General features: G+C 63.8%; 13 protein-coding genes. 7 read left to right on the forward strand and 6 right to left on the reverse strand.

Annotated features, from left to right (window positions below; translation table 11 throughout):
• Positions 1-139: 139 nt before the first annotated feature.
• Both IPV69_RS23335 and IPV69_RS23340 read left to right on the forward strand, forming a co-directional pair.
• Entirely contained in the window at positions 140-1,348 is a 1,209-nt protein-coding gene (locus tag IPV69_RS23335) for a sensor histidine kinase (protein WP_206292137.1), read from the forward strand.
• A complete protein-coding gene (locus IPV69_RS23340; RefSeq protein WP_206292138.1) occupies positions 1,302-1,724 on the forward strand; it encodes a response regulator transcription factor in 423 nt (140 codons plus the stop codon). Before IPV69_RS23335 ends, IPV69_RS23340 begins: the two co-directional genes overlap by 47 nt.
• Positions 1,725-1,866: 142 nt before the next feature.
• On the opposite strand, the gene IPV69_RS23345 is transcribed toward IPV69_RS23340, so the two are convergent.
• The 5 genes from IPV69_RS23345 to IPV69_RS23365 all read right to left on the reverse strand — a co-directional run bounded on the left by IPV69_RS23345 (position 1,867) and on the right by IPV69_RS23365 (position 12,110).
• Positions 1,867-3,777 (reverse strand): Calx-beta domain-containing protein, encoded by a 1,911-nt coding sequence (locus IPV69_RS23345; protein ID WP_206292139.1) that lies wholly within the window; start codon positions 3,775-3,777, stop codon positions 1,867-1,869.
• A 410-nt stretch (positions 3,778-4,187) separates the two neighbouring features.
• Positions 4,188-7,592: a PAS domain S-box protein gene (locus IPV69_RS23350; RefSeq protein ID WP_206292140.1), complete on the reverse strand. Its 3,405-nt coding sequence runs from the start codon at positions 7,590-7,592 to the stop codon at positions 4,188-4,190.
• 227 nt (positions 7,593-7,819) lie between these two features.
• Positions 7,820-8,710 (reverse strand): M10 family metallopeptidase C-terminal domain-containing protein, encoded by an 891-nt coding sequence (locus IPV69_RS23355; RefSeq protein WP_206292141.1) that lies wholly within the window; start codon positions 8,708-8,710, stop codon positions 7,820-7,822.
• A gap of 229 nt (positions 8,711-8,939) precedes the next feature.
• Positions 8,940-10,103: a glycosyl hydrolase 53 family protein gene (locus IPV69_RS23360; protein ID WP_206292142.1), complete on the reverse strand. Its 1,164-nt coding sequence runs from the start codon at positions 10,101-10,103 to the stop codon at positions 8,940-8,942.
• A 126-nt stretch (positions 10,104-10,229) separates the two neighbouring features.
• A complete protein-coding gene (locus tag IPV69_RS23365; protein WP_206292143.1) occupies positions 10,230-12,110 on the reverse strand; it encodes a hypothetical protein in 1,881 nt (626 codons plus the stop codon).
• Positions 12,111-12,218: 108 nt separating this feature from the next.
• Here IPV69_RS23365 and coaD point away from each other — a divergent pair, with 108 nt between their 5' ends.
• From coaD to IPV69_RS23390, 5 genes are all read left to right on the forward strand, one after another.
• On the forward strand, positions 12,219-12,707 hold the full coding sequence (gene coaD / locus IPV69_RS23370; RefSeq protein ID WP_206292144.1) for a pantetheine-phosphate adenylyltransferase: 489 nt from the start codon (positions 12,219-12,221) through the stop codon (positions 12,705-12,707).
• A 61-nt stretch (positions 12,708-12,768) separates the two neighbouring features.
• Positions 12,769-13,245, forward strand: coding sequence for a DUF1579 domain-containing protein (locus IPV69_RS23375; RefSeq protein ID WP_206292145.1), 477 nt, complete (start codon positions 12,769-12,771; stop codon positions 13,243-13,245).
• 23 nt (positions 13,246-13,268) lie between these two features.
• Positions 13,269-13,916, forward strand: coding sequence for an HD domain-containing protein (locus IPV69_RS23380; RefSeq protein WP_206292146.1), 648 nt, complete (start codon positions 13,269-13,271; stop codon positions 13,914-13,916).
• Positions 13,917-14,237: 321 nt separating this feature from the next.
• Complete coding sequence (locus IPV69_RS23385; protein WP_206292147.1) at positions 14,238-15,374, forward strand: S1C family serine protease; 1,137 nt, start codon at positions 14,238-14,240, stop codon at positions 15,372-15,374.
• Between the two features lie 68 nt (positions 15,375-15,442).
• On the forward strand, positions 15,443-16,507 hold the full coding sequence (locus tag IPV69_RS23390) for a S1C family serine protease (RefSeq protein ID WP_206292148.1): 1,065 nt from the start codon (positions 15,443-15,445) through the stop codon (positions 16,505-16,507).
• 60 nt (positions 16,508-16,567) lie between these two features.
• Here IPV69_RS23390 and IPV69_RS23395 read toward each other — a convergent pair whose 3' ends face one another.
• On the reverse strand, positions 16,568-18,433 hold the full coding sequence (locus tag IPV69_RS23395) for a polysaccharide deacetylase family protein (protein ID WP_206292149.1): 1,866 nt from the start codon (positions 18,431-18,433) through the stop codon (positions 16,568-16,570).
• Positions 18,434-18,502 lie beyond the last annotated feature (69 nt).

The following is an 18,502-nucleotide window of genomic DNA, read 5'->3' on the forward strand; positions in this document are numbered from 1 at the left end:
GCGTGAAACTCGCCGTCGTCTACCCCGTCGGTGTGGCGTCTGCACCGCACGGTCGCGGGCGAAAGTTCCATTGCGGGTCGGGGCGCAAGGCGGTAGCCTCGGGACGGTACGGCAGATCTGGACCGGTCCTTCTAACGCCATGGATACGCCACACGCCAATCACGCTCAGGGAGCCGGTACGGCCCTGGGGCCACTGCTGGACTGGTTTTCGGGGAATGGCGCTTACCACAACCTGGTCCATTGCATGGGCCACGACTACCTCTGGATTGGGATCACCATCACGCTGGATGTGGCCGTCGCCGCGGGCTACCTGCTGATCGCCAAGCACTGGTGGAACAACGAGCGGACGCTACCGGACATTCCCGCCCGACGGGCGCTGGCGAGCATGCGGAACATCTTTCTGTTCTGCGGGATCTGCGGGTACCTGTTCATCCCGGTCAAGATGATCTGGCCGGCCTGGCGGCTGTACGACATGGTGATGCTGGCGCTGGTCTATTTCACCTGGCGGTATGCGTGGAGCGCTACGAACCTGAAAGTCATTTATGCCGAGCTGGGCAAGGGGACGAAGCTCGCCGAGGAATTGGAAGCGACGAAGGAACAGTCGGAGCGGAAGACGTTTTTCCTGAACGCAGTCAGCCACGACCTGCGCACGCCGCTCAACGGGCTTGTGCTGCAGGCGAGCCTGGCCGGGGTGAGCGCCGAGACCGGCGACCATGAAGGGCTGAAGCAGGCATTGGCGACAATGAAGGCATCGGCGCGGACGGCCGGCGAACTGCTCGATTCACTCCTGGACTACGCACGGATGGAAATGGCGACCGAGACCCCGCACACCGATCGGGTCGGGCTGGCGCAACTGATCCGCCAGGTCTGCGACGCGAACCAGCCGGCAGCGGCCGCCGCGAAGCTGACGCTTCGTGCCAGGTGCCCCGAGGACCTGGTCCTCTTGACCGACCGGGCCAAGCTCGAGCGGATTCTGGGGAACCTGATCGGAAACGCGCTGAAGTTTACACCCACCGGCGGCGTTCGCGTGGAAGTGGTGTCGACGAAGTCGGCCGTCGAGATTCATGTTATTGATACCGGCATCGGAATCACGATGACGGATCGGGCAAAACTGTTCGACGAGTTTTTCCAGGTGAGCAACCATGAACGGGATCGGCGAAAGGGCTTCGGACTCGGACTTGCCATCGCCCGGCGTCTGGCTCGGCAACTCGGCGGAGACATTACGGTCGACAGCGCCCCAGGGCAGGGCAGTCGATTCTCCCTGGCACTTCCGGGCGTTTGCGACGTCGGAGCGGCCGGGGATGCCGCCGAACCCGAGCGCGCTGCCATCATCACAGCCGCAGAGTAGCCAGAAGGTCGACGCGGAAACGGCCGACCGCCGGACGATACTGATCGTCGAGGACGACGCGATCAGCGCCCAGGCGATGCGCATTCTGCTCCGACGCAGTGGCTGGCTGGTGGAGGTCGCGCCGACGATCGCCGACGCCAATGCCTACCTGGACCGCAATACGCCTCACACGATCATCCTGGACCTGATGCTTCCAGACGGCGACGGGTCGCTGGTGCTGCGGCGGGTGCGCGATCAGGCACTGAAGACGCGGGTCACCGTTACGACCGCGACCGCCGACGCGGGGTGGATCGACCGCGTCAAGGCCCTCAACCCTCACGCGATACTGCGAAAGCCGATCGAGCTGACGGAACTGATGAACGCACTGTCGTGCTGAAAGCCCGGCGGAAGTTGCCGTGGTGTTCGAGAAGCACGAAAAAAAGCACGACCGCGGCGGACCGCGATCGTGCTGTGGATGTCGTTGAACAAGATGTCGCTGCCAACGGGGCGGCTGGGAAGCCTCCTCCGCCAGGGGTCGCTTAGTCGTCGTTGACGATGGTCGCCAGGCCTTTGTTGTCGGCGAGGGTCGCGTTGACGACGCTGAGCAGGTTCAGCGAGAAGGTCTCGCTGGACTCGCGAAGCGTGTCGCCCTTGATCTGGACGGTGATGGTCTTGCTGGTCTGACCGGCGGCGAAGTAAAGCGTGCCGTTTCCGCCGACGTAGTCTTTGCCGACGACGGCGGTGGCACCCTTGGTCTCCCACTTGATGGAGACCTGCTTGGCGGCGGCCTTGGTGAGGCTGACCGTGAACGTAAGGTTCTTCACACCCGAACGCCCCTCGGTCGCGCTGACGTCGTTGACGGTGACGGCAGGCGAGGTCGAGCCGGTTGTCGGGGGAACGGGGGTCGGCGTCGGGATGGGCGACGGCGAGGTCGGCGGGGTGACTACCGGGGGGGTGACCGTGCTGCTGCCGCGGAAACCACCCTTGAGATAAGAGATCAGCGGGGCACTGGTGTAACGCGTGTCCCAGCCGGCCTTGGAGAGGTTGCGGGCCCTGGCGAGGTAGTCGCCGGCATAGCTGTTGACCGAACGGTTCTTGTCGGGATAGGCGACAGCGACGTCCTGGGCGCCCGAGTCGTACGAGCGGGACCAGTTGTCGATCGTCAGGTACTTGTTGCCGACGATGACCGGGCCGGTCTTGTTGCGGGGCACGTTGTACCGGTTGCCGCTCCAGGATTGGCCGCTCATCAGGCCGTAGTTGGTGACGACCTGGAAGTGCTTGATGTTCTGGAAGTCGTTGCCACGGATCTGGAGGTTCTTGATGGTGAACCCGCCGCCGACCGCAATGCCCTGGTTCCAACCGTAGACAGTGTTATTCGTGATATTCAGGCTCTGGATGCCGACCGCCGAGGCGCGGTTGGTCGTGCCGTTGATGTTGGAGACGGCGATCGCGGGGTTCGGCGTGGTGGTGACGCCGATCTGGAACAGGTTGTCGGTGATGGTGGCGGACTTGATGTTGCTGGTTTCGATGCCGACACCGGCCGGGGCGGCGCCGATGTTGTGACCGCCGTAGAAGATGTTGTTGGCGACGATGCCGGTCACGCCGCCAGGGGTGACGACGCCGGAGCCGTTGACCAGTCCGTAGGACAGGCCGACGCCGTTGTTGATGAACGCATTGCCGGTGACGGTGCCGCCGGGCCGGGCCTGAAGGCCGTGGCTGGAGGCGTTAGCGAAGATGTTGTCGATCGCCGTCAGGCCGCTGCTCTTGGCGGTGATGTAGGCGTTGTGATTGAACATGGTCTGGCCGGCGCCGTTGCCCCAGCCGTTGTGATCAAACACGTTTCCTTCGAGAAGCACGCCATGCACGCCGTCGGCATAGATGCCCTGGCTGTGGCTTCCGCGGGACCAGGCGTCGACGACGACGGACCGGCGGACCTTGAGGTTGTAGCTGGGCCCGAGGAAGGACTCGAAGTCGATGTTGTTGCGGTAGCCTTCGACCTTGGTGTCTTCGATGAGGAAGTTGGTGACCTTGCCGGTCGAGATGATGCCATCGGGCACTGCGCTGCCGCGGCCGGCGGCCGAGAAGTTCAGTCCGATGATCGCGACGTCATGCACGCCGGCGAACGCGGTGTTGAAGCCGTTCTTCGAACCGGTCGCGACGAGGGGCCGGTTACCGCTGCCATAGGCACCGATGAGCGTGGGATTGCTGGCGTCTTTGCCGCTGATGTCCCAGTAGCCGAAGGATTCGCGGAACGTATCGCCGCGCTTGAGAAGGAGCTGGTCACCGGCGCCGCTCCGCATGAGCTTCTTGGCACGGGCGAAGGACATGACCGGCGAGGACGGAGACGAACCGTTGTTGGAGTCGCTTCCGGAGGAGGTGCTGACGTAGATGGTCTTTGCGCCTGCGGGGGGAGTGATTTCGGTCCAGCCGTTGACAATCGAGACCGACATCAATTGCCGGCCCTCAAGCGTATCGACGAGAGCGCGTTGCGTTTCGACCTGACCAGCGCTCAGGGCGCGGGAGAGAAGACGTTTCAGATTTGTCGGGCGAAGCGAGCTCAGGCGCTTCGAAAACGGTCGTACCACGACCGAGGCAGCGTTCGGCACGAGACCATCCTTGCAAAGGTTTTTGGCTGTACGCAGGGAGCCAGACCGCACCGGAAGCGCGGTTGGATCGTCAGTGGGGTCTTGGCCGGAGGGGCCACCCGACCCTTGGGGTGAGCGAGGGCGACCTTAAGGAAAAATCAATGACGTGAAAACCCGTTTAATCCCGGTTTGAGAACTTTTTTTCGCATCACGTCAATAAATGCCACCCGTTACGTGATGAGCACAACAATATGCCTGACTTTGTGCAGCGAAAATTACTTAACTCGACTCGCGGCTCGCTCGAGCTCGCCGTCGTACCCCTGTACACGCCGGGTGAGCTCGATGAGTTCCATCGCCTGCTGCCGGGCGAGCGACAGGCTTTCGTCGGACGCGCGTTCAATTGCTCGTTCCACGTCGCGCGCCTTCACCGAGATCGGCTCAAATCCGTACCCTCCCGCGGCTCCCTTGATGCGATGCACCGCGCTGCGGAGGCGAGAAATCGCCCCGGTCTCGAGCAGGGACTGGATCTCGGCGATCTGCGCCGGCAGCTCGGCGACGAACGCGGGCAGGATCGCTTGAATGTCAGGATCGCCGCAGAGCGTACTGACGAGCACGCCACCCCCGGCGTTCGTTTTGTGGGTAGCCGACGCGTCGTTGGTGGATGCATTCGACTCCACACTGTTCGCAAAACGCGGCAGGAAACGCCCGAGCGTGGCCAGAAGCGCCGCCCGATCGATCGGCTTCGAGGCAAAGTCGTCGCAGCCTGCCGCGATGCAGTGCCCGCGTTCTTCCTTCATGGCATGGGCGGTGAAGGCAACGATCGGGGTCTTGTGCCCCAGTGCGCGTATCTGCCGGGTTGCTTCGTAACCGTCCACCTCCGGCATCTGCATGTCCATGAGGATCAGGTCGAATGGCCGACCGGCGACTACGGCGGCGGTGACGAGCTCGACGGCCGTCCGGCCGTTGACCGCCGTCTGCAGTTCCAGCCCCGTCCGCTTCAGAAGGGCCGACACCAGCCTTCGGTTGTCGGCACTGTCTTCGGCCAGCAGGATTCGCCGCCCCATCATCGCGTCATCCGCCGGTGCCAGCGGGGGAGCCGAATCGTTCGGCACAACGCCGGCGGCAATGGCGGCGACAGCGGCAGCCTCGGTGGGTCCCGAGCTCGGCTGGGCTATCGGTTCTACCGGCGAACCGATCGGGACGGTAAAGCTGAACGTGCTTCCCGCCCCCGGCGAACTGACCACCCTCAGATCGCCGCCGAGAAACTCGGCGAGCTTTCGGCTGATCGTCAGGCCCAGGCCCGTTCCCCCGAATCGCCGCGACATCGACGCATCCGCCTGTGCAAAGGGCTTATACAACTGGCCCAGTTGCTCCGGCGTCATGCCGATGCCGGTGTCGGCGACGTCGAACCGCAGATGTCCCGATCCTTCCACGACCGAGACGTCGATTCTCACACTGCCTTGCTCGGTGAACTTGATCGCGTTACCGACAAGATTGAACAGGATCTGTCGCACCCGGGTCGGGTCGCTGTGGATCATGGGCGGAAGCGGCCTGCGGTAGGCGACCTCGAACGCGATCCCCTTCTCCGCCGCCCGCACCCGCATCAGCGACGAAACCTCGTCCACGATCGTTTCCACGCGACAGGGAATCTGCTCCATCGTCAGGCTGCCGGCTTCGATCTTGGTGATGTCGAGGATGTCGTTGATGACTTCGATCAGATGCCCGCCGTTGCGGCGGATCACGCCGAGGAACTCCGATCGGCTCGCCAGGTCGAGCGAGTAGTCTTCAAGCAACTCGGCATAACCCAGGATCGCGGTCATCGGCGTGCGGATTTCGTGGCTCATGTTCGCCAGGAACGACGTCTTGGCCCGGCTGGCCGCCTCGGCGGCAAACTTCGCCTCTTCCAGCTCGCTCATCGCTCGCTTCTTGGCCGTAATGTCCCGGAACGACGCCACCGCGGCGTACGGCCGATCCTGCCCCGGCCGCACCAGCGGGCGGGAGTTCACGGAAATCCACCTCAGGCCGCCCGACGGCAGGTGCACCCCCATCACGACATCGGAATACGGTTGGCCCGTCGCCAGGCTTCGCATCGCCGGGTGATCGCTTCCGGGGAACGGGCTGCCGTCCTCGTGAACGGCGCGCCAGTCGGGATCGAGCGAGGCGCGGCCGTGGAGCTGTGCCGCCGTCAGTCCCAGGATCTGGCAGGCGCTGTCATTGCACGCCTGGATCACCCCGTCCTGGTTCTGCAGGACCACGCCCTCCGAAAGCGCGGAGATCACCGAGCGGTAGCGATCCTCGCTCTCATTCAGGGCCTCCGTAGCCATGTGCCGATCGGTGATGTCGTGCACGGTGCCGACGTATCCCAACAGTTCACCCTGATCGAAGTAGGGCATCGCCAGGCATTCCGTCCAGACGACGGTGCCGTCGGGATGAAGGAATCGGTGCTCCGAGCGGAACTCCCCGCCGGCCTGCGCGGCCGCATACCACTCGCGCCCGATACGCTCGCGATCCATCGGGTGGATCGCCGCGATCCAGCCCCGCCCGCGGGACGCTTCCGGCGTCATCCCGCCGATCCGACCCCACGCCGGGTTGGTGTACAGCGCGTCGCCACTTGCATCGGTCAGGAAAATGCCCAGCGGCGAATTCTCCAGCATCGTGCGGAACTTCGCCTCGCCAAGGCGAAGGCTCTGCTCGGCGGCCACCTGCTCCGAAATGTCCTTGGCGATCCCCAGGAATCCCCTTGCGCCGCCGGAATCGTCCGGCAATGCCGTCACCGACAGCAGCACGGGAAAGTGCGTCCCGTCCTTGCGAACGTAGGTCCAGCGGCGCTCGTCGGCTTTTCCGAGCCGCGCTTCGGCCACAAAAACCTCAAAGCCCGGCGAGATCAGCCGGCCCAGTTTCGCCGACAGCTCGGCGGCCCGGGCGATGACCTCTTCCTTTACATGGAGCCGTTCGGGCGTCGCCCGGCCGACCAGTTCGTCCGACGACCAACCGAGCATTCGTTCGGCCGCGGGGTTGAACGCGGTAATGGTCCCGTCGTCGGTGGTGGCGATCAGGGCATAGTCGGCACCGTCCACGATCGCGCGTTGCAGCTGCAGGGCATCCCGCAGATCTCGCTCCACCTTCGACAGTCGCTGCGTCCGCGTACGCTCGCGACGTTCGTCGTACAGCCCGCGGGCGGCGGCAGGCTTCGACTGCTGAATCGCTCGCAGTTCCAATGCCCGCTCGACCTGGCGCGCCAGCGCGACCAGAGCGTCCCGCTGCTCGCTCGACAACGTCCGTGGCCGGCGGTCCATCACGCACATCACACCAATCGAACCGCCGCCCGGGTGCCGCAGCGGCACGCCCGCATAAAAGCGGATACCGGCTTCGCCGGTCACAAGGGGCAACTTGGCAAAGCGTGGATCGTCGGCGGCGTTCTCGACGAGCAGCATCGTGTCGGTACCGACTGCGACGTCGCAGAAGCTCTCCTCGCGAGGGGATTGCTTCGCAACTCCTGCGCCATTCGCCGAGGCGAACCACTGCCATCTACCATCGAGAAAAGACACACCCGCGAACGGCACGGCGCAGATCATCGCGGCGAGCCGGCTGAGGTCATCCAGCGCAGGATCGGCGTGGCCCCCATTGGCGCGGGCACCCTGTGCGGCGGACGTTTGCAAGGCGGTCGTTCGGGCAGACATCGGGTCGCTTGGGGCTGATGCGGACAACGCGCCCGGCCTCGGGTTCGCCGTCTCAGTCCGATGGCACAACAGCTTACGCGAACTCGTGGTATTTGGGGCATTTGCCCGTCATTCGGGAGTACCCCAGTTCTTCGGCATTTCGGGACCGAAAGATGAGCAGGTCCCGACGACAATCTGGCCAGGAAGCGGCGATTCGGAAACCGTCGATCAGTCACGCGACCAGCGCGCTAGAAGCTCGCTTCCACGCTGTTGACGATATCGATCGCATCCTTGTTGGCTTTGTCAGTGCCCGAACCCCCGGCCAGGAAGTCTTTGATGCCGTCCTTGGAATAGAAGGTATCGTTGCCGTTCTGTCCGAACATCGCATCTTCCCCGCTACCGCCGTAGATCGTGTCATTACCGTCGCCGCCCTCGATGTAGTCATTTCCGGCATTTCCCTTGAGAATGTTGTTGGACGCGTTGCCGTAGATGTAGTCGTTGCCGCTGCCGGCGAAGAGGTTCTCCATTCCTTGGACGCCGTCTGTGATTCCAAGACGGAATAATGGGCCTCCGACCGACGAGTATCCGCCGGCCAGACCGTTGCGAAGCAGCATGTCGATCGTGGCGCTCGAGTAATCCAGCGTGTCCACTCCCGTCCCGCCGTCGTAGAAGCTCTCTGACGCGCGGGATTGCTTACTGATCAGGGTGTCGTTGCCGGCCTCGCCGTACAGACTCGACTCGACGCCGAAGTTCTGGAGGGAGTCGTTACCCGCGCCACCGTAGGCCTCGCCCAAGCTGCTCCGGAGCAGCAGGGTATCGTTGCCGCCACCGCCTCTGAGGATATCGCCATGGAAAGTCGAAGGTCCCGAGTCGAGGAGGCAGGGAATCTTCACGGACGGATCGATGGTGACGGTGTCCTCGCCGGCCCGGAGGTAGACCGCGATGTTCTTCACCTTGGAGAGCAGGAAGGTGCTGATTACTCCGTTGTCATTGACCTTGAGCGACAAACCGCTGACGTAGGCCGAGATCGTGTCGCCGTTGGCGTGATCGGCATCGTCCTTCCCCATGACAGTCAGGAGTCCGGCCGGGCTGAGCGAGACGGACATGAGACGTCGTGATTCCAGCGATTCGAGCAGCATGAACCAACTCCATGAGTTTGCGAAGCGACTTCGTGGGGCCCAGGAGTGAACTCGCGAGCACCGCACCTGCGACCTGATGCGTTACGGGCAGTCTGCGGTCGGTTCGGTGAAGCGGCAATTGACCTGAAAGTGTCTGCCCTGATTGTGGCACTGCCGGTATCCAGGAATAATCGCGACGCGACGGTCGAACGTGGAGCAGCTTTCCTTGCTGTAGCGGCAAGGCGCTACTCTATCGTCCGGGCCGGGGATTGGACTCTGGAGGCTGAGCGGTGAAGGCCCCAAACGCAGGTCGGGCGATTCCCTCTTCATCGAACATCGCGAAGGGGGTCCAATTCACCGGGCCCGACGCGTACCACTCCGGGCTCCAGTAGTAGACGCCTTCCAACGCGCGATTCCGCCGGGCGATCGCCAGGAAATCCGCCACCCATTTGCCCTGGCCGGCGGCGCTCAGGTCGTATCCTTCGATCGGTTTGTTCCAGGCCGAGAACTGCCCGTCGAACTTCGCCGATGACGGGTACGCCGTCTCACATACGATCACCGGTCGGCGGATCGCTTCGTGGATCGCGGTCAGCGTCTGGTCGAAGTAGGCGAGCGTCCGCCGGGCGGGATCTTCGGCCGAGGTGGGGAAATAGCTGATGCCGGCGACATCAACCGCGACGCCGGCATCGATCATGTGTTTCCAGAACGCAACGCAGTAGGCGTGCTCCTGCCACTGCGCCAGGTGCAGGATGAAACGCGCGTTCGGCCGGGCCTTGCGCACGCCGCGCTGGGCGGCGGTCAGGATCGGTGTCATCCGCGGCCAGATGCGCTGGCTCATGTACTCGATGCTCACCCGCTTGGGCCACTCTTCCTCGAATACGCCGCAGATGCCGAAGTCGATCTCGTTACCGATTTCGAAGAGATCGATGTCGTGGCCGTGACGGCTGAAGTGCCTGGTGACGCGCTCGGCATAGGCCTCAATCGCGGCGAGTTTCGCGGGCTCGTCCAGGTCCTTCCAGACCGCCGGTGCCGGCTGCTTGACCATGTCCGCCCAGTTTTCGCTGAGAAACAGGACCAGGTAGGGGGCCAACCCGTTGTCGCGGGCGCGATTGGCGACGTCCACCGCATAATGCAGCCCGCTCTCCCCCTCGTCACCGGTCCAAAGGCGGACGCGAGCCGCGTTCACGCCCTGGCGTGCCAGGCCGCTGTAAGGATCGATCGCCTTGCCGTCGTGCGTCCATTTACGTCCGTCCCGCTGCATCTGCAGGGCGTAGTTCATGTCGACGCCCAAACGGAACGGACGGGTTGCCGGCTTATCCCCCGGCGGCCGTGCCGGCGGATCATTCGCCTGCAACGCGGTTACGAACAACGACAACATCAGGCCAGTTGCGAGCACCAGTAGTGAACGGCTCATGACACTGACGCTAATCGCGGAAGATTTGGCTTTCAATCGAACCGGCCCAACCCCCTCGCAAAGGCAGTTCACATACACCACCTTGGGAACGCCGAGCTCCAGCTCGGCCCTGTTCCCAGATCTAAATCAAACTCGGCGACCGATGCGCGGCAGCCGACAAAGCACCACAAACCACGACAGCACCGCGACCACGGACAGCCCGACGAACACCCCCATTCCCATCGCGCGAAGCCGCAGCCAGGCCGCGTCCGGCTGCGGGCGATAGCCGACGCGGTGCGTGCCATCGGGCACATAGACCGCCAACTGCTGGTTCACCTCTCGAACCCGCTCGGGGGAAACGGGCTGGTCATCGACGAACATCTGGTTCCACGGAAACGCCAGGACACTCGTCTGCACCCAGCCTCCGGCGTCTTGCTGAACGTCGATCGGCTGGGCGACGCCGAACTGCGACCCGGTTCCGACCGGCAACGCCACCGCCCGAACTCCTTTCAAAGTGGCGGGCGGTTCGTTGGCGAGCAGGCGAGAATCGTCGGAAACGGCATACGCTTTATGCGCGTGATATCGCGCGGGCGCACGGGCGATGAAGTCGGCGTCCTGTTCCCACTGTGCGGACAGCTCCGCCGGTACCAGGGTCTGAAAGGCGTACCTCGTCTTCATCGCCAGCCCGGTGGCAGACAGACCGATGGCGATCGTCCAGACGGCAAGCGTCATTAACTGAGAACGTCCTGAAACGGGTGAGTTCCCAAGAATCGCGGTTGCCGCCAACAGTGCCGACAACATCGCCAGGTTGCTGTAGCTGATGAGCCTGTAAGCGTACTGGATGAACGAGAATGCCTTGGGAAGCGCGTGAATCAATGTCGCGCTCGTCGAGAGCACAAGTGAGATCGCCAGCAACGCCAGCGAAACCCGAAGGAGCGTTCCCCATTGAAACCACTTGATCACCATGCGCCGCCGGTTCACGCCCGTAGCGGTGCGACAGGTTCGTGCCAAGCGGAATAACGTCCATCCCAGGAGCACGAGGAGTGGTGAATTGAGCTGTGGGTTGTTGTGAGGCCAGAGATCAGGCGACGCATTCAGCGGCAGCGGCATGAGCCTTACCCAGATGCTGTCGTGCAATGGTTCGTGCACCAGGACGCCTGTCATTCCCGCGACAGACACTCGACCGCCGTAGAGTGCTGTTGCGTGCAGCCACGGGGCGGCCGTTAGTCCAACGACGCCGATGAGCCCCAGCAGCGCCCTGCGGCGCTGGCGCGGTGGTCGCAACCGCACCTGACCTGGCGAGGCATCCTTCGGACGAGCATCCTGCCGTAACCGTTTCAGTCCGACCGGGAGAGCCGCCAACGCCAGGCACCCCGCGGCCAGCCCGCCCAGCACCGCCGTGATGCTGTGCGATCCCGCGGCGAGCGCGCCGCACCACGCACATAGCAGAAACAGTGCAACCTTCATCGCCCGCCTGCGTTCCAGCAGCGCCAGGCATCCCGCGCACAGCGCGCAGGTCAACAGCCCCGTCGCGATGAACTCGGCAAGGCCGCCCCGATGATACAGGTTGTTGAGCGGGTAGATCGTCCAACTGACCAGTGTCGCAACGCCGATCGACCAGACGGGCCGGCCGCTCACGCATCGGCCGATCCTATAAACGAGGCAAAACTGCAACGCCCACACGGCAAGCACGGCCATTCGCAGCGACCCGGCCGCACCGGCGACGTTGCTGATCAAACCCAACCCTGGGAAGAGAATCGGTGCGTAAAAGACCGGTTGCGCGTTGCCCGCAAATCGCTCACTGTCGATCGCCACCGGAAACTGCTCGTGGACCGAAAAGTATCGACCGCACTGTGCGATCGACCACGCCACGCTATCCACGTCGGGATGATTCGGCCACTGAGCCGGCTGAAGCATCGGGATCATCGGCAGCACCGGGATAAGCGCCACCGCCAATGACAGCAGCACGACCAGCAGGGGTTGCCGGATGCGCGGCCCGGCGGTGCAGGTCGTCCCAGGTGGTTCCACGCGTCAGAGGCTATGACGGCAACGACCGAGGGGCAACTCGAAGGAGGGACAGTTGGGTGCGACCGATCCACATGTGGGCATGGCGTGGACACGGTATCATCGTCCGCCATGCGACGAGCCGTTTACGCCGGTAGTTTCGATCCCATCACCCTCGGCCATCTCTGGATGGTCGAACGCGGAGGCGAATTGTTCGACGAGCTCGTCGTCGCGATCGGCGTGAACCCAGACAAGAAGTACCTCTTCGACCTCGATGAACGTCTGGCGATGCTTCGGGAATCGACCGCGCATTGCGCCAACGTCACGATCGCCAGCTACGAGAACATGTTCCTGGTGCATTACGCCAAGCAGGTGGGGGCCGACTTCATCCTCCGTGGGGTGCGCAACGAACAGGACTACGCGTACGAGCGGGGCATGCGTTACGTGAATGCCGAACTCGACAGCGACGTGCGAACCGTGTTCATGGTTCCGCCGCGCGAACTGGTCGAAGTGAGCTCCAGTTTCGTCAAAGGGCTGATCGGCCCGGCGGGTTGGAAAACCGTGCTGAAAAAGTATCTGCCGCTTCCAGTGTACGAACGCTTTTTGCGGTTGCACCCGTGACGCCGGTGGCGTTACTTCTGATGAACAAACGCGACCTGCTTTCCCCGCAACTGGAGTCTTTATGCACACCAAACCCGAACCGCAACATGCCTTCCTTCAGCAACTCGTCGGTGAATGGACCTACGACGGCGAAGCGCTAATGGGCCCCGACAGCCCGCCTGAGAAGATGTCGGGGACGGAAACCGTCCGCTCGCTCGGCGGACTCTGGGTGATCGGCGAAGGCAAGGGGAAGATGCCCGATGGCGGCGAGGCCACGATGATCGTGACCCTCGGCTATGACCCGGCGCTGGGGAAATACGTCGGTACCTGGATCGGCTCGATGATGGCCAGGCTCTGGGTCTACGAGGTGACCGTCGAAGGTAACGTGATCAACATGGAATCCGACGGCCCGTCGTTCGCCGATCCGAACAAGACGGTCCGGTATCGCGACGCGATCGAGATCGTCTCGTCCGACCACCGCATTTTCACGGCGTCGTTCCTGCCGGATGACGGATCGCGGATCACATTCATGACCATTCACTACCGCCGCAAGAAGTAGCCGGTGATCCAACAGGTGATCGCATGCAGGAGAAGCTCCGCACGGATCTCGAACGCAGCTGGGCGGCCTGCGCCCCGGTGGGCGGTCCGTTGGCCACAGAGGTCTTGGACGAGTTGCTCACGCTCTGGTCGGCGCCCGCGCGTCACTATCACAATGTCGAGCATCTTCACGAATGCCTGGCGGAGCTCGCGGCCGTCGCCGGTGACCTGAGCACTCGCGGCCATCGCTCGATCGCCCTGGCGATCTGGTTCCACGATGCGATCTACGACGCCGCCCGTCACGACAACGAAGCCGCCTCGGCAGACCTGGCGGCGGCTCGGCTGGGTCAGCTCGGCGAATCGCCGGACGTCATCGCGACCGTCGGCAGGCTTATTCTCGATACAGCCCATCGGGCCGAACCGGCGACACCCGAGGGCCGGCTGATGGTTGACATCGACCTGTCGATTCTCGGCAAGCCCGCCGATCGGTTCGATCGCTACGACGCGGCGATTCGCGCCGAGTACGCTCACGTCCCCTGGCAGGATTACCGCACGGGCCGGTTGAAGGTGCTGCGGGCGTTCCTGGCCCGGCCGGCAATCTACGGCGCGACCTGTTTCAAAGCCGCCTACGAAGACGCCGCCCGAGCGAACCTTGATCGTGCGATTTCCCGGCTGGAGTCGGCCAGGAACTGAGCCGGGGGAAGATTCTGCCGGGTGGTCGCAACGATGATGGGTTGCGGGATGCGATGGTTGCGCGCCCACTTGCCGGCTGAACTGCCGGTGTACCCGGCTGTTTCGGTGAGGCCGGCGCATCCGCGCGATCGACACCATCGCCATGACCCGGCGCAGAGTGGCTATAATCCCCCAATTGCCACGCCGGGTTGCTAAAACGGCGGCAATCTTGGTTCGTCGCAGCGCCGGCCCGTCGGGCGTGGTAGTTAGAATCGACCGCACGTAAACGTCTGGCGTTCGCAATCCTCGAACCTGCGGGCGTTCCTGAAAGGACACGCGATCATGAAGTTTCGCGCAACGCGTCCCCTGTTGGCTTCGGTTCTGTCGGCCGTCCTGGCGACGGGGCTGAGTGTCGGCTTCCAAACCTCCACTGTCCTGGCCCAGGATAAGCCCGCCAAGCCGACGACCGCACCGGCCAGCAAACCCACCACCAAGCCGGCGACGGCCCCCGCGGTCGAGGTGGGGATCCCCAAGGCCCCGGTGGCTGGCAAGAGCGAACTCAAGTCGATCAACGCGATTCCCGAGTCACTCGACGACCTCAAGGCGCTCGAAGCCCGGGTCGCCGAGATCACCAAAAAGGTGCTTCCGGCCGTCGTGGGCGTTCAGGCCGGTTCCGGACAGGGTAGCGGCGTCATCGTCGGCAGCGACGGCTTCGTGCTCACCGCCGGCCACGTATCCGGCGAGCCCGGTCGCGATATGTCGCTCATTCTCACCGACGGCCGTCGCGTTCGCGCCAGGAGCCTGGGCGTCAACTCCAAGATCGACTCGGGGCTCATCAAGATCACCGACAAGGGGACCTACCCCAGCGTCAAAATCGGCAAGTCGGCCGACCTTAAGAAGGGGCAGTGGGTTCTCGCGCTCGGCCACCCCGGCGGCTACCAGCGCAACCGGCCGCCCGTCCTGCGCCTCGGCCGCGTGCTTGCGGTCAACGGCTCCGACAACTTCGTCATGACCGACTGCACGCTCGTCGGCGGCGACTCCGGCGGCCCGCTGTTTGATCTCGACGGCAATGTCGTCGCGATCCACAGCCGCATCGGCCCTTCAACGCTGAACAACATGCACACCCCGTCCGACACCTATGTCGAAACGTGGGACCGGCTCGTCCGCGGTGAATCGTGGGGCAGCACCTTTGCCTTCCTCACCCCGCGCGGCCCGATGCTGGGCATCGGCGGCGAATCGGCCGAAGGCAACGGCGGGGCGGTCATCGGCACCGTCACCCCCGGCAGCCCTGCCGAGAAAGCCGGCATCAAGCCCGGCGACATCGTCGTCGGGTTCGATGGCAAACCGGTTCAGTCTCTCGAAGAACTGGCCCAGTCGATCAGTCGAAAGTCCGTCGGCGACAAGGTCGCGATCGAACTGGTTCGCAACGGCAAGAAGATGGAACTGAGTGCGACTCTGGCACGACGTCCGCGCGAGTAGGCGCGCCTGTTCAAGCGAAACAACTGATGGATTCTGGTTCGGGGCCGGTCCCCCATTCAAGGACATTCATGCGTACCTGGAACTCGAAGTTCAAACTGATGCTCGCCGGTTCGCTCCTGATCGCGGGCCTGCTCGGACAGCCGGCCCAGGCGCAGCGGTTCCGCGGTCCCGACCGGGAATTGTCGAAGAACGGCAACGGGATCAAGGACGCCTTCAAGGAAGTCGTCAGCTCGGCAAACCTCGCCACCGTCAAGGTGCGGTCCGGCGGAAAAGACATCGCCTACGGCACGGTCGTCGCCAAGGACGGCTACATCCTCACCAAGGCGAGCGAACTGACCGGCGACGTGGCAGTCCGCCTGCGCGACGGCACGGAGAAGCAGGCGACCATCGTCGGCGTCGCCGAAGACCATGACCTGGCGATGCTGAAGATCGACGCCGAAGGACTGACGGCGATCGCCTGGACGGACGCTAAGAAGGCAAGTGTCGGGCAGTGGGTGATTACGCCGGGCATGTCCGACTCGCCGATGGCGCTGGGCGTGCTGTCGGTCGATCGCCGAAAGATCCCCGCCCGCAGCGGCTTGCTCGGCGTGATGCTCGCCGACGGGGCCGGCGGGGCGAAGGTGATGCAGGTGGTCCCCGACAGCCCCGCCGAGAAAGCCGGCCTGCGGGTCGATGACGTGATCGCCGCCGTCAACGCCAAGGACGTCGGCAGCCGTGAAGCGCTGATCGAGACCATCCGTTCCTACATGCCCGGCCAGACGGTAAAGCTGGCGGTCAAACGCGGCGAGAAGGAACTGCAGGTCGAAGCCAAGCTGGTCGGCGGGGTCGGCCCTGGTGCCCGGGCCGAGATGATGAACCAGATGGGCGGCGCGCTTAGTCTGCGAAACGCCAACTTCCCCGCCGTACTCCAGCACGACACGGTACTGACGCCCGCGATGTGCGGCGGCCCGCTGGTCACGCTCGACGGCAAGGCGATCGGCATCAACATCGCCCGCGCCGGTCGCGTCGAAAGCTACGCCATCCCGTCCGACGTGATCGAGCCCCTGCTGAAGGACCTCAAGAGCGGCAAGCTGGCCCCTAAGAGCCAGGAGAAGCCGACGACCAAACCGGCTGAGAAGAAGAACGAGGAGTGAAGGGCGGCAATGCCTGCGATGGCACGCGATGATTCCGTCCGGTCCGGTCGATCTGCTGCTCTATTGCCTGGCGTGCTTCAGCACGACATTGTCAATCAGGTCCATTCCACCGCCGCCGACGACAATGCCTACGACATGAACGCCCGCCGGCACGGGAATGGCCGGCGATTCGAAGTGCTTCCACGCCTCGACAATGTTCGACGCGTCAATCGTGAACACCGTTGCGCCATCCAGCGTGAGGGTCAACGATGCCGCGGTCTTCTCGTACCCGCGGCGTTTGGCCACATCCAGGCCGATCGTGTAGCTCCCCTTATCGAACGTTACCGCCTGCGATACGCCGTTGCCCTCGCCGCGCATAAAAACACAGTGCAGCGTTCCATCGGGGGCGGGGGGCGGATAGCCGGTCTCCGCCAGGTTCTTGATGCCCAGTTCTCCACCGCCGGCCGGCTTGTGAAACGTCCAGGTCGTTCCGGTGGGATTCCGACCGAGCGTTTCGTTCCGATCATTGTCCAGGTCGTACCGCTCGAAGCTGGGGCTGGACAGGCCGACGACGCCGGCCGTCGGAGTGACCTTCACGGTGTAGACCCTGGTCGAGCCGTCGGGTGCCGCGATCGTGTACTTCTGCGGACCGCTGAAGTCCCCCTGGGTGCCCGAGACAGGCTTCCCGGTGACCAGCGGTGAACCGGTGTTGTAGACCGGCGCGAGCTTCGTGAGATCGGTAGCAAGGGGCACCTGCACCCGAATCTCGTCGCCGGCAAACTCGGGTTCGGGCAACCCCGGAAAGACAAAGTCCAGGAGGGTTGCGACGGGGCCACCGGTCAGCTCGGCCACGATCACCGTCGGCTTCTCGCCGTACGCCGCAGTGGAAAACTCGGGCACCGTCACCGTCTGAATTCCCGAACCCTTCCGGGTGACGACCAGCGGCTGTTTTTTGGTATCCGCCAGGAACCAGGCAGCTGAAATCCGTGTCGTCATCGCCGGAAGCGTCAGTTGACGGTCGGCAGGCAACTTGTCGACGCAGAGGTAGAGCAGGTTGTCCCTGGCGGTCACCCATCCCCACGCCGGCGAGCGCTCGCCCCAGGGAACGAACGGCGGGCGCGACAGCAACTGCGCCGCCTTCGATGGCTCCACGTACGCCGCCAGGTCGCGCATCGAGATCACGGTGTACTGGTTGTCCTTGAGATACCGGACATACGTTTCAAACACGGCCGGGTCGAGCCCCACGGTCGGGTGTTCACCATCGGCCACTCCGTGAAACGTCAGGACAACCACCTGTCCCGGTGTCGCTTGTTTCACCGCCTTGTAGAACACTTCGCTGTCCCGCTTGATGTCGCCGTCACTGATGCTGAACGATGGGGCGTCAAACGGGTTGTCTGCCGTCGGCTTGTAGGGTTTGTTGTGTCCGCCCCGCGCAAACAGATACCCCCTGGCAATCAGCCCGTCGTAAAGGCGGCTATTGACGCTGTAGAACGGCCAGCAGAAGGTCGTGGGTCGTGTCACGCGATGGGTGGTGCACTGTTCTTCCAGGCCGGTCACGGCGCGGAGACACCCATCGAGGCCTGTCGCACTGAGTTGTCCGTGGCCAAGCGTATGGTTCCCGATCTCAAAGCCCATCTCGTCGAGACGCTTGATCTGCTCCCAGGTCATGTACCAGTCTTTTCGCGTTCGGAACGCGAACGCGTCACTGACATAAAACGTTCCACCGAATCCATACTTCTTGAGGAGCGGTCCGACATACGTCGCATGGCTCGCGCAACTGTCGTCGAACGTCAGGACGACCAGCTTTTCAGGAATCGGCTTGCGAAGGATGCCCAACGGATCGCTGGGTGCCGCTTCGGCCGCGTGAACCCGCGACCCGGACGCGCCGACGGCAACACAGCAGAACGCCACAACCATCACGAGGCGGCGAAGGGCGGTAGGGGTCATGCTCTCTATACTGCGTTCCCTGGAAAGCGTCGCGTCCGCGTTTCCCCGCGGCGGACGGCGGCAGACGCT

The organism is Humisphaera borealis, assembly GCF_015169395.1.
GTDB lineage: Bacteria > Planctomycetota > Phycisphaerae > Tepidisphaerales > Tepidisphaeraceae > Humisphaera > Humisphaera borealis.

Excerpts from the sequence above, each read along its gene's own strand:
- IPV69_RS23375 (WP_206292145.1), top strand. The coding sequence starts at position 12,769 with ATGCACACCAAACCCGAACCGCAACATGCCTTCCTTCAGCAACTCGTC.
- IPV69_RS23380 (WP_206292146.1), top strand. The coding sequence starts at position 13,269 with ATGCAGGAGAAGCTCCGCACGGATCTCGAACGCAGCTGGGCGGCCTGC.
- coaD (WP_206292144.1), top strand. The coding sequence starts at position 12,219 with ATGCGACGAGCCGTTTACGCCGGTAGTTTCGATCCCATCACCCTCGGC.
- IPV69_RS23340 (WP_206292138.1), top strand. The coding sequence starts at position 1,302 with ATGCCGCCGAACCCGAGCGCGCTGCCATCATCACAGCCGCAGAGTAGC.
- IPV69_RS23395 (WP_206292149.1), bottom strand. The coding sequence starts at position 18,433 with ATGACCCCTACCGCCCTTCGCCGCCTCGTGATGGTTGTGGCGTTCTGC.
- IPV69_RS23355 (WP_206292141.1), bottom strand. The coding sequence starts at position 8,710 with ATGCTGCTCGAATCGCTGGAATCACGACGTCTCATGTCCGTCTCGCTC.
- IPV69_RS23360 (WP_206292142.1), bottom strand. The coding sequence starts at position 10,103 with ATGAGCCGTTCACTACTGGTGCTCGCAACTGGCCTGATGTTGTCGTTG.
- IPV69_RS23335 (WP_206292137.1), top strand. The coding sequence starts at position 140 with ATGGATACGCCACACGCCAATCACGCTCAGGGAGCCGGTACGGCCCTG.
- IPV69_RS23345 (WP_206292139.1), bottom strand. The coding sequence starts at position 3,777 with ATGTCGGTCTCGATTGTCAACGGCTGGACCGAAATCACTCCCCCCGCA.
- IPV69_RS23350 (WP_206292140.1), bottom strand. The coding sequence starts at position 7,592 with ATGTCTGCCCGAACGACCGCCTTGCAAACGTCCGCCGCACAGGGTGCC.
- IPV69_RS23385 (WP_206292147.1), top strand. The coding sequence starts at position 14,238 with ATGAAGTTTCGCGCAACGCGTCCCCTGTTGGCTTCGGTTCTGTCGGCC.
- IPV69_RS23390 (WP_206292148.1), top strand. The coding sequence starts at position 15,443 with ATGCGTACCTGGAACTCGAAGTTCAAACTGATGCTCGCCGGTTCGCTC.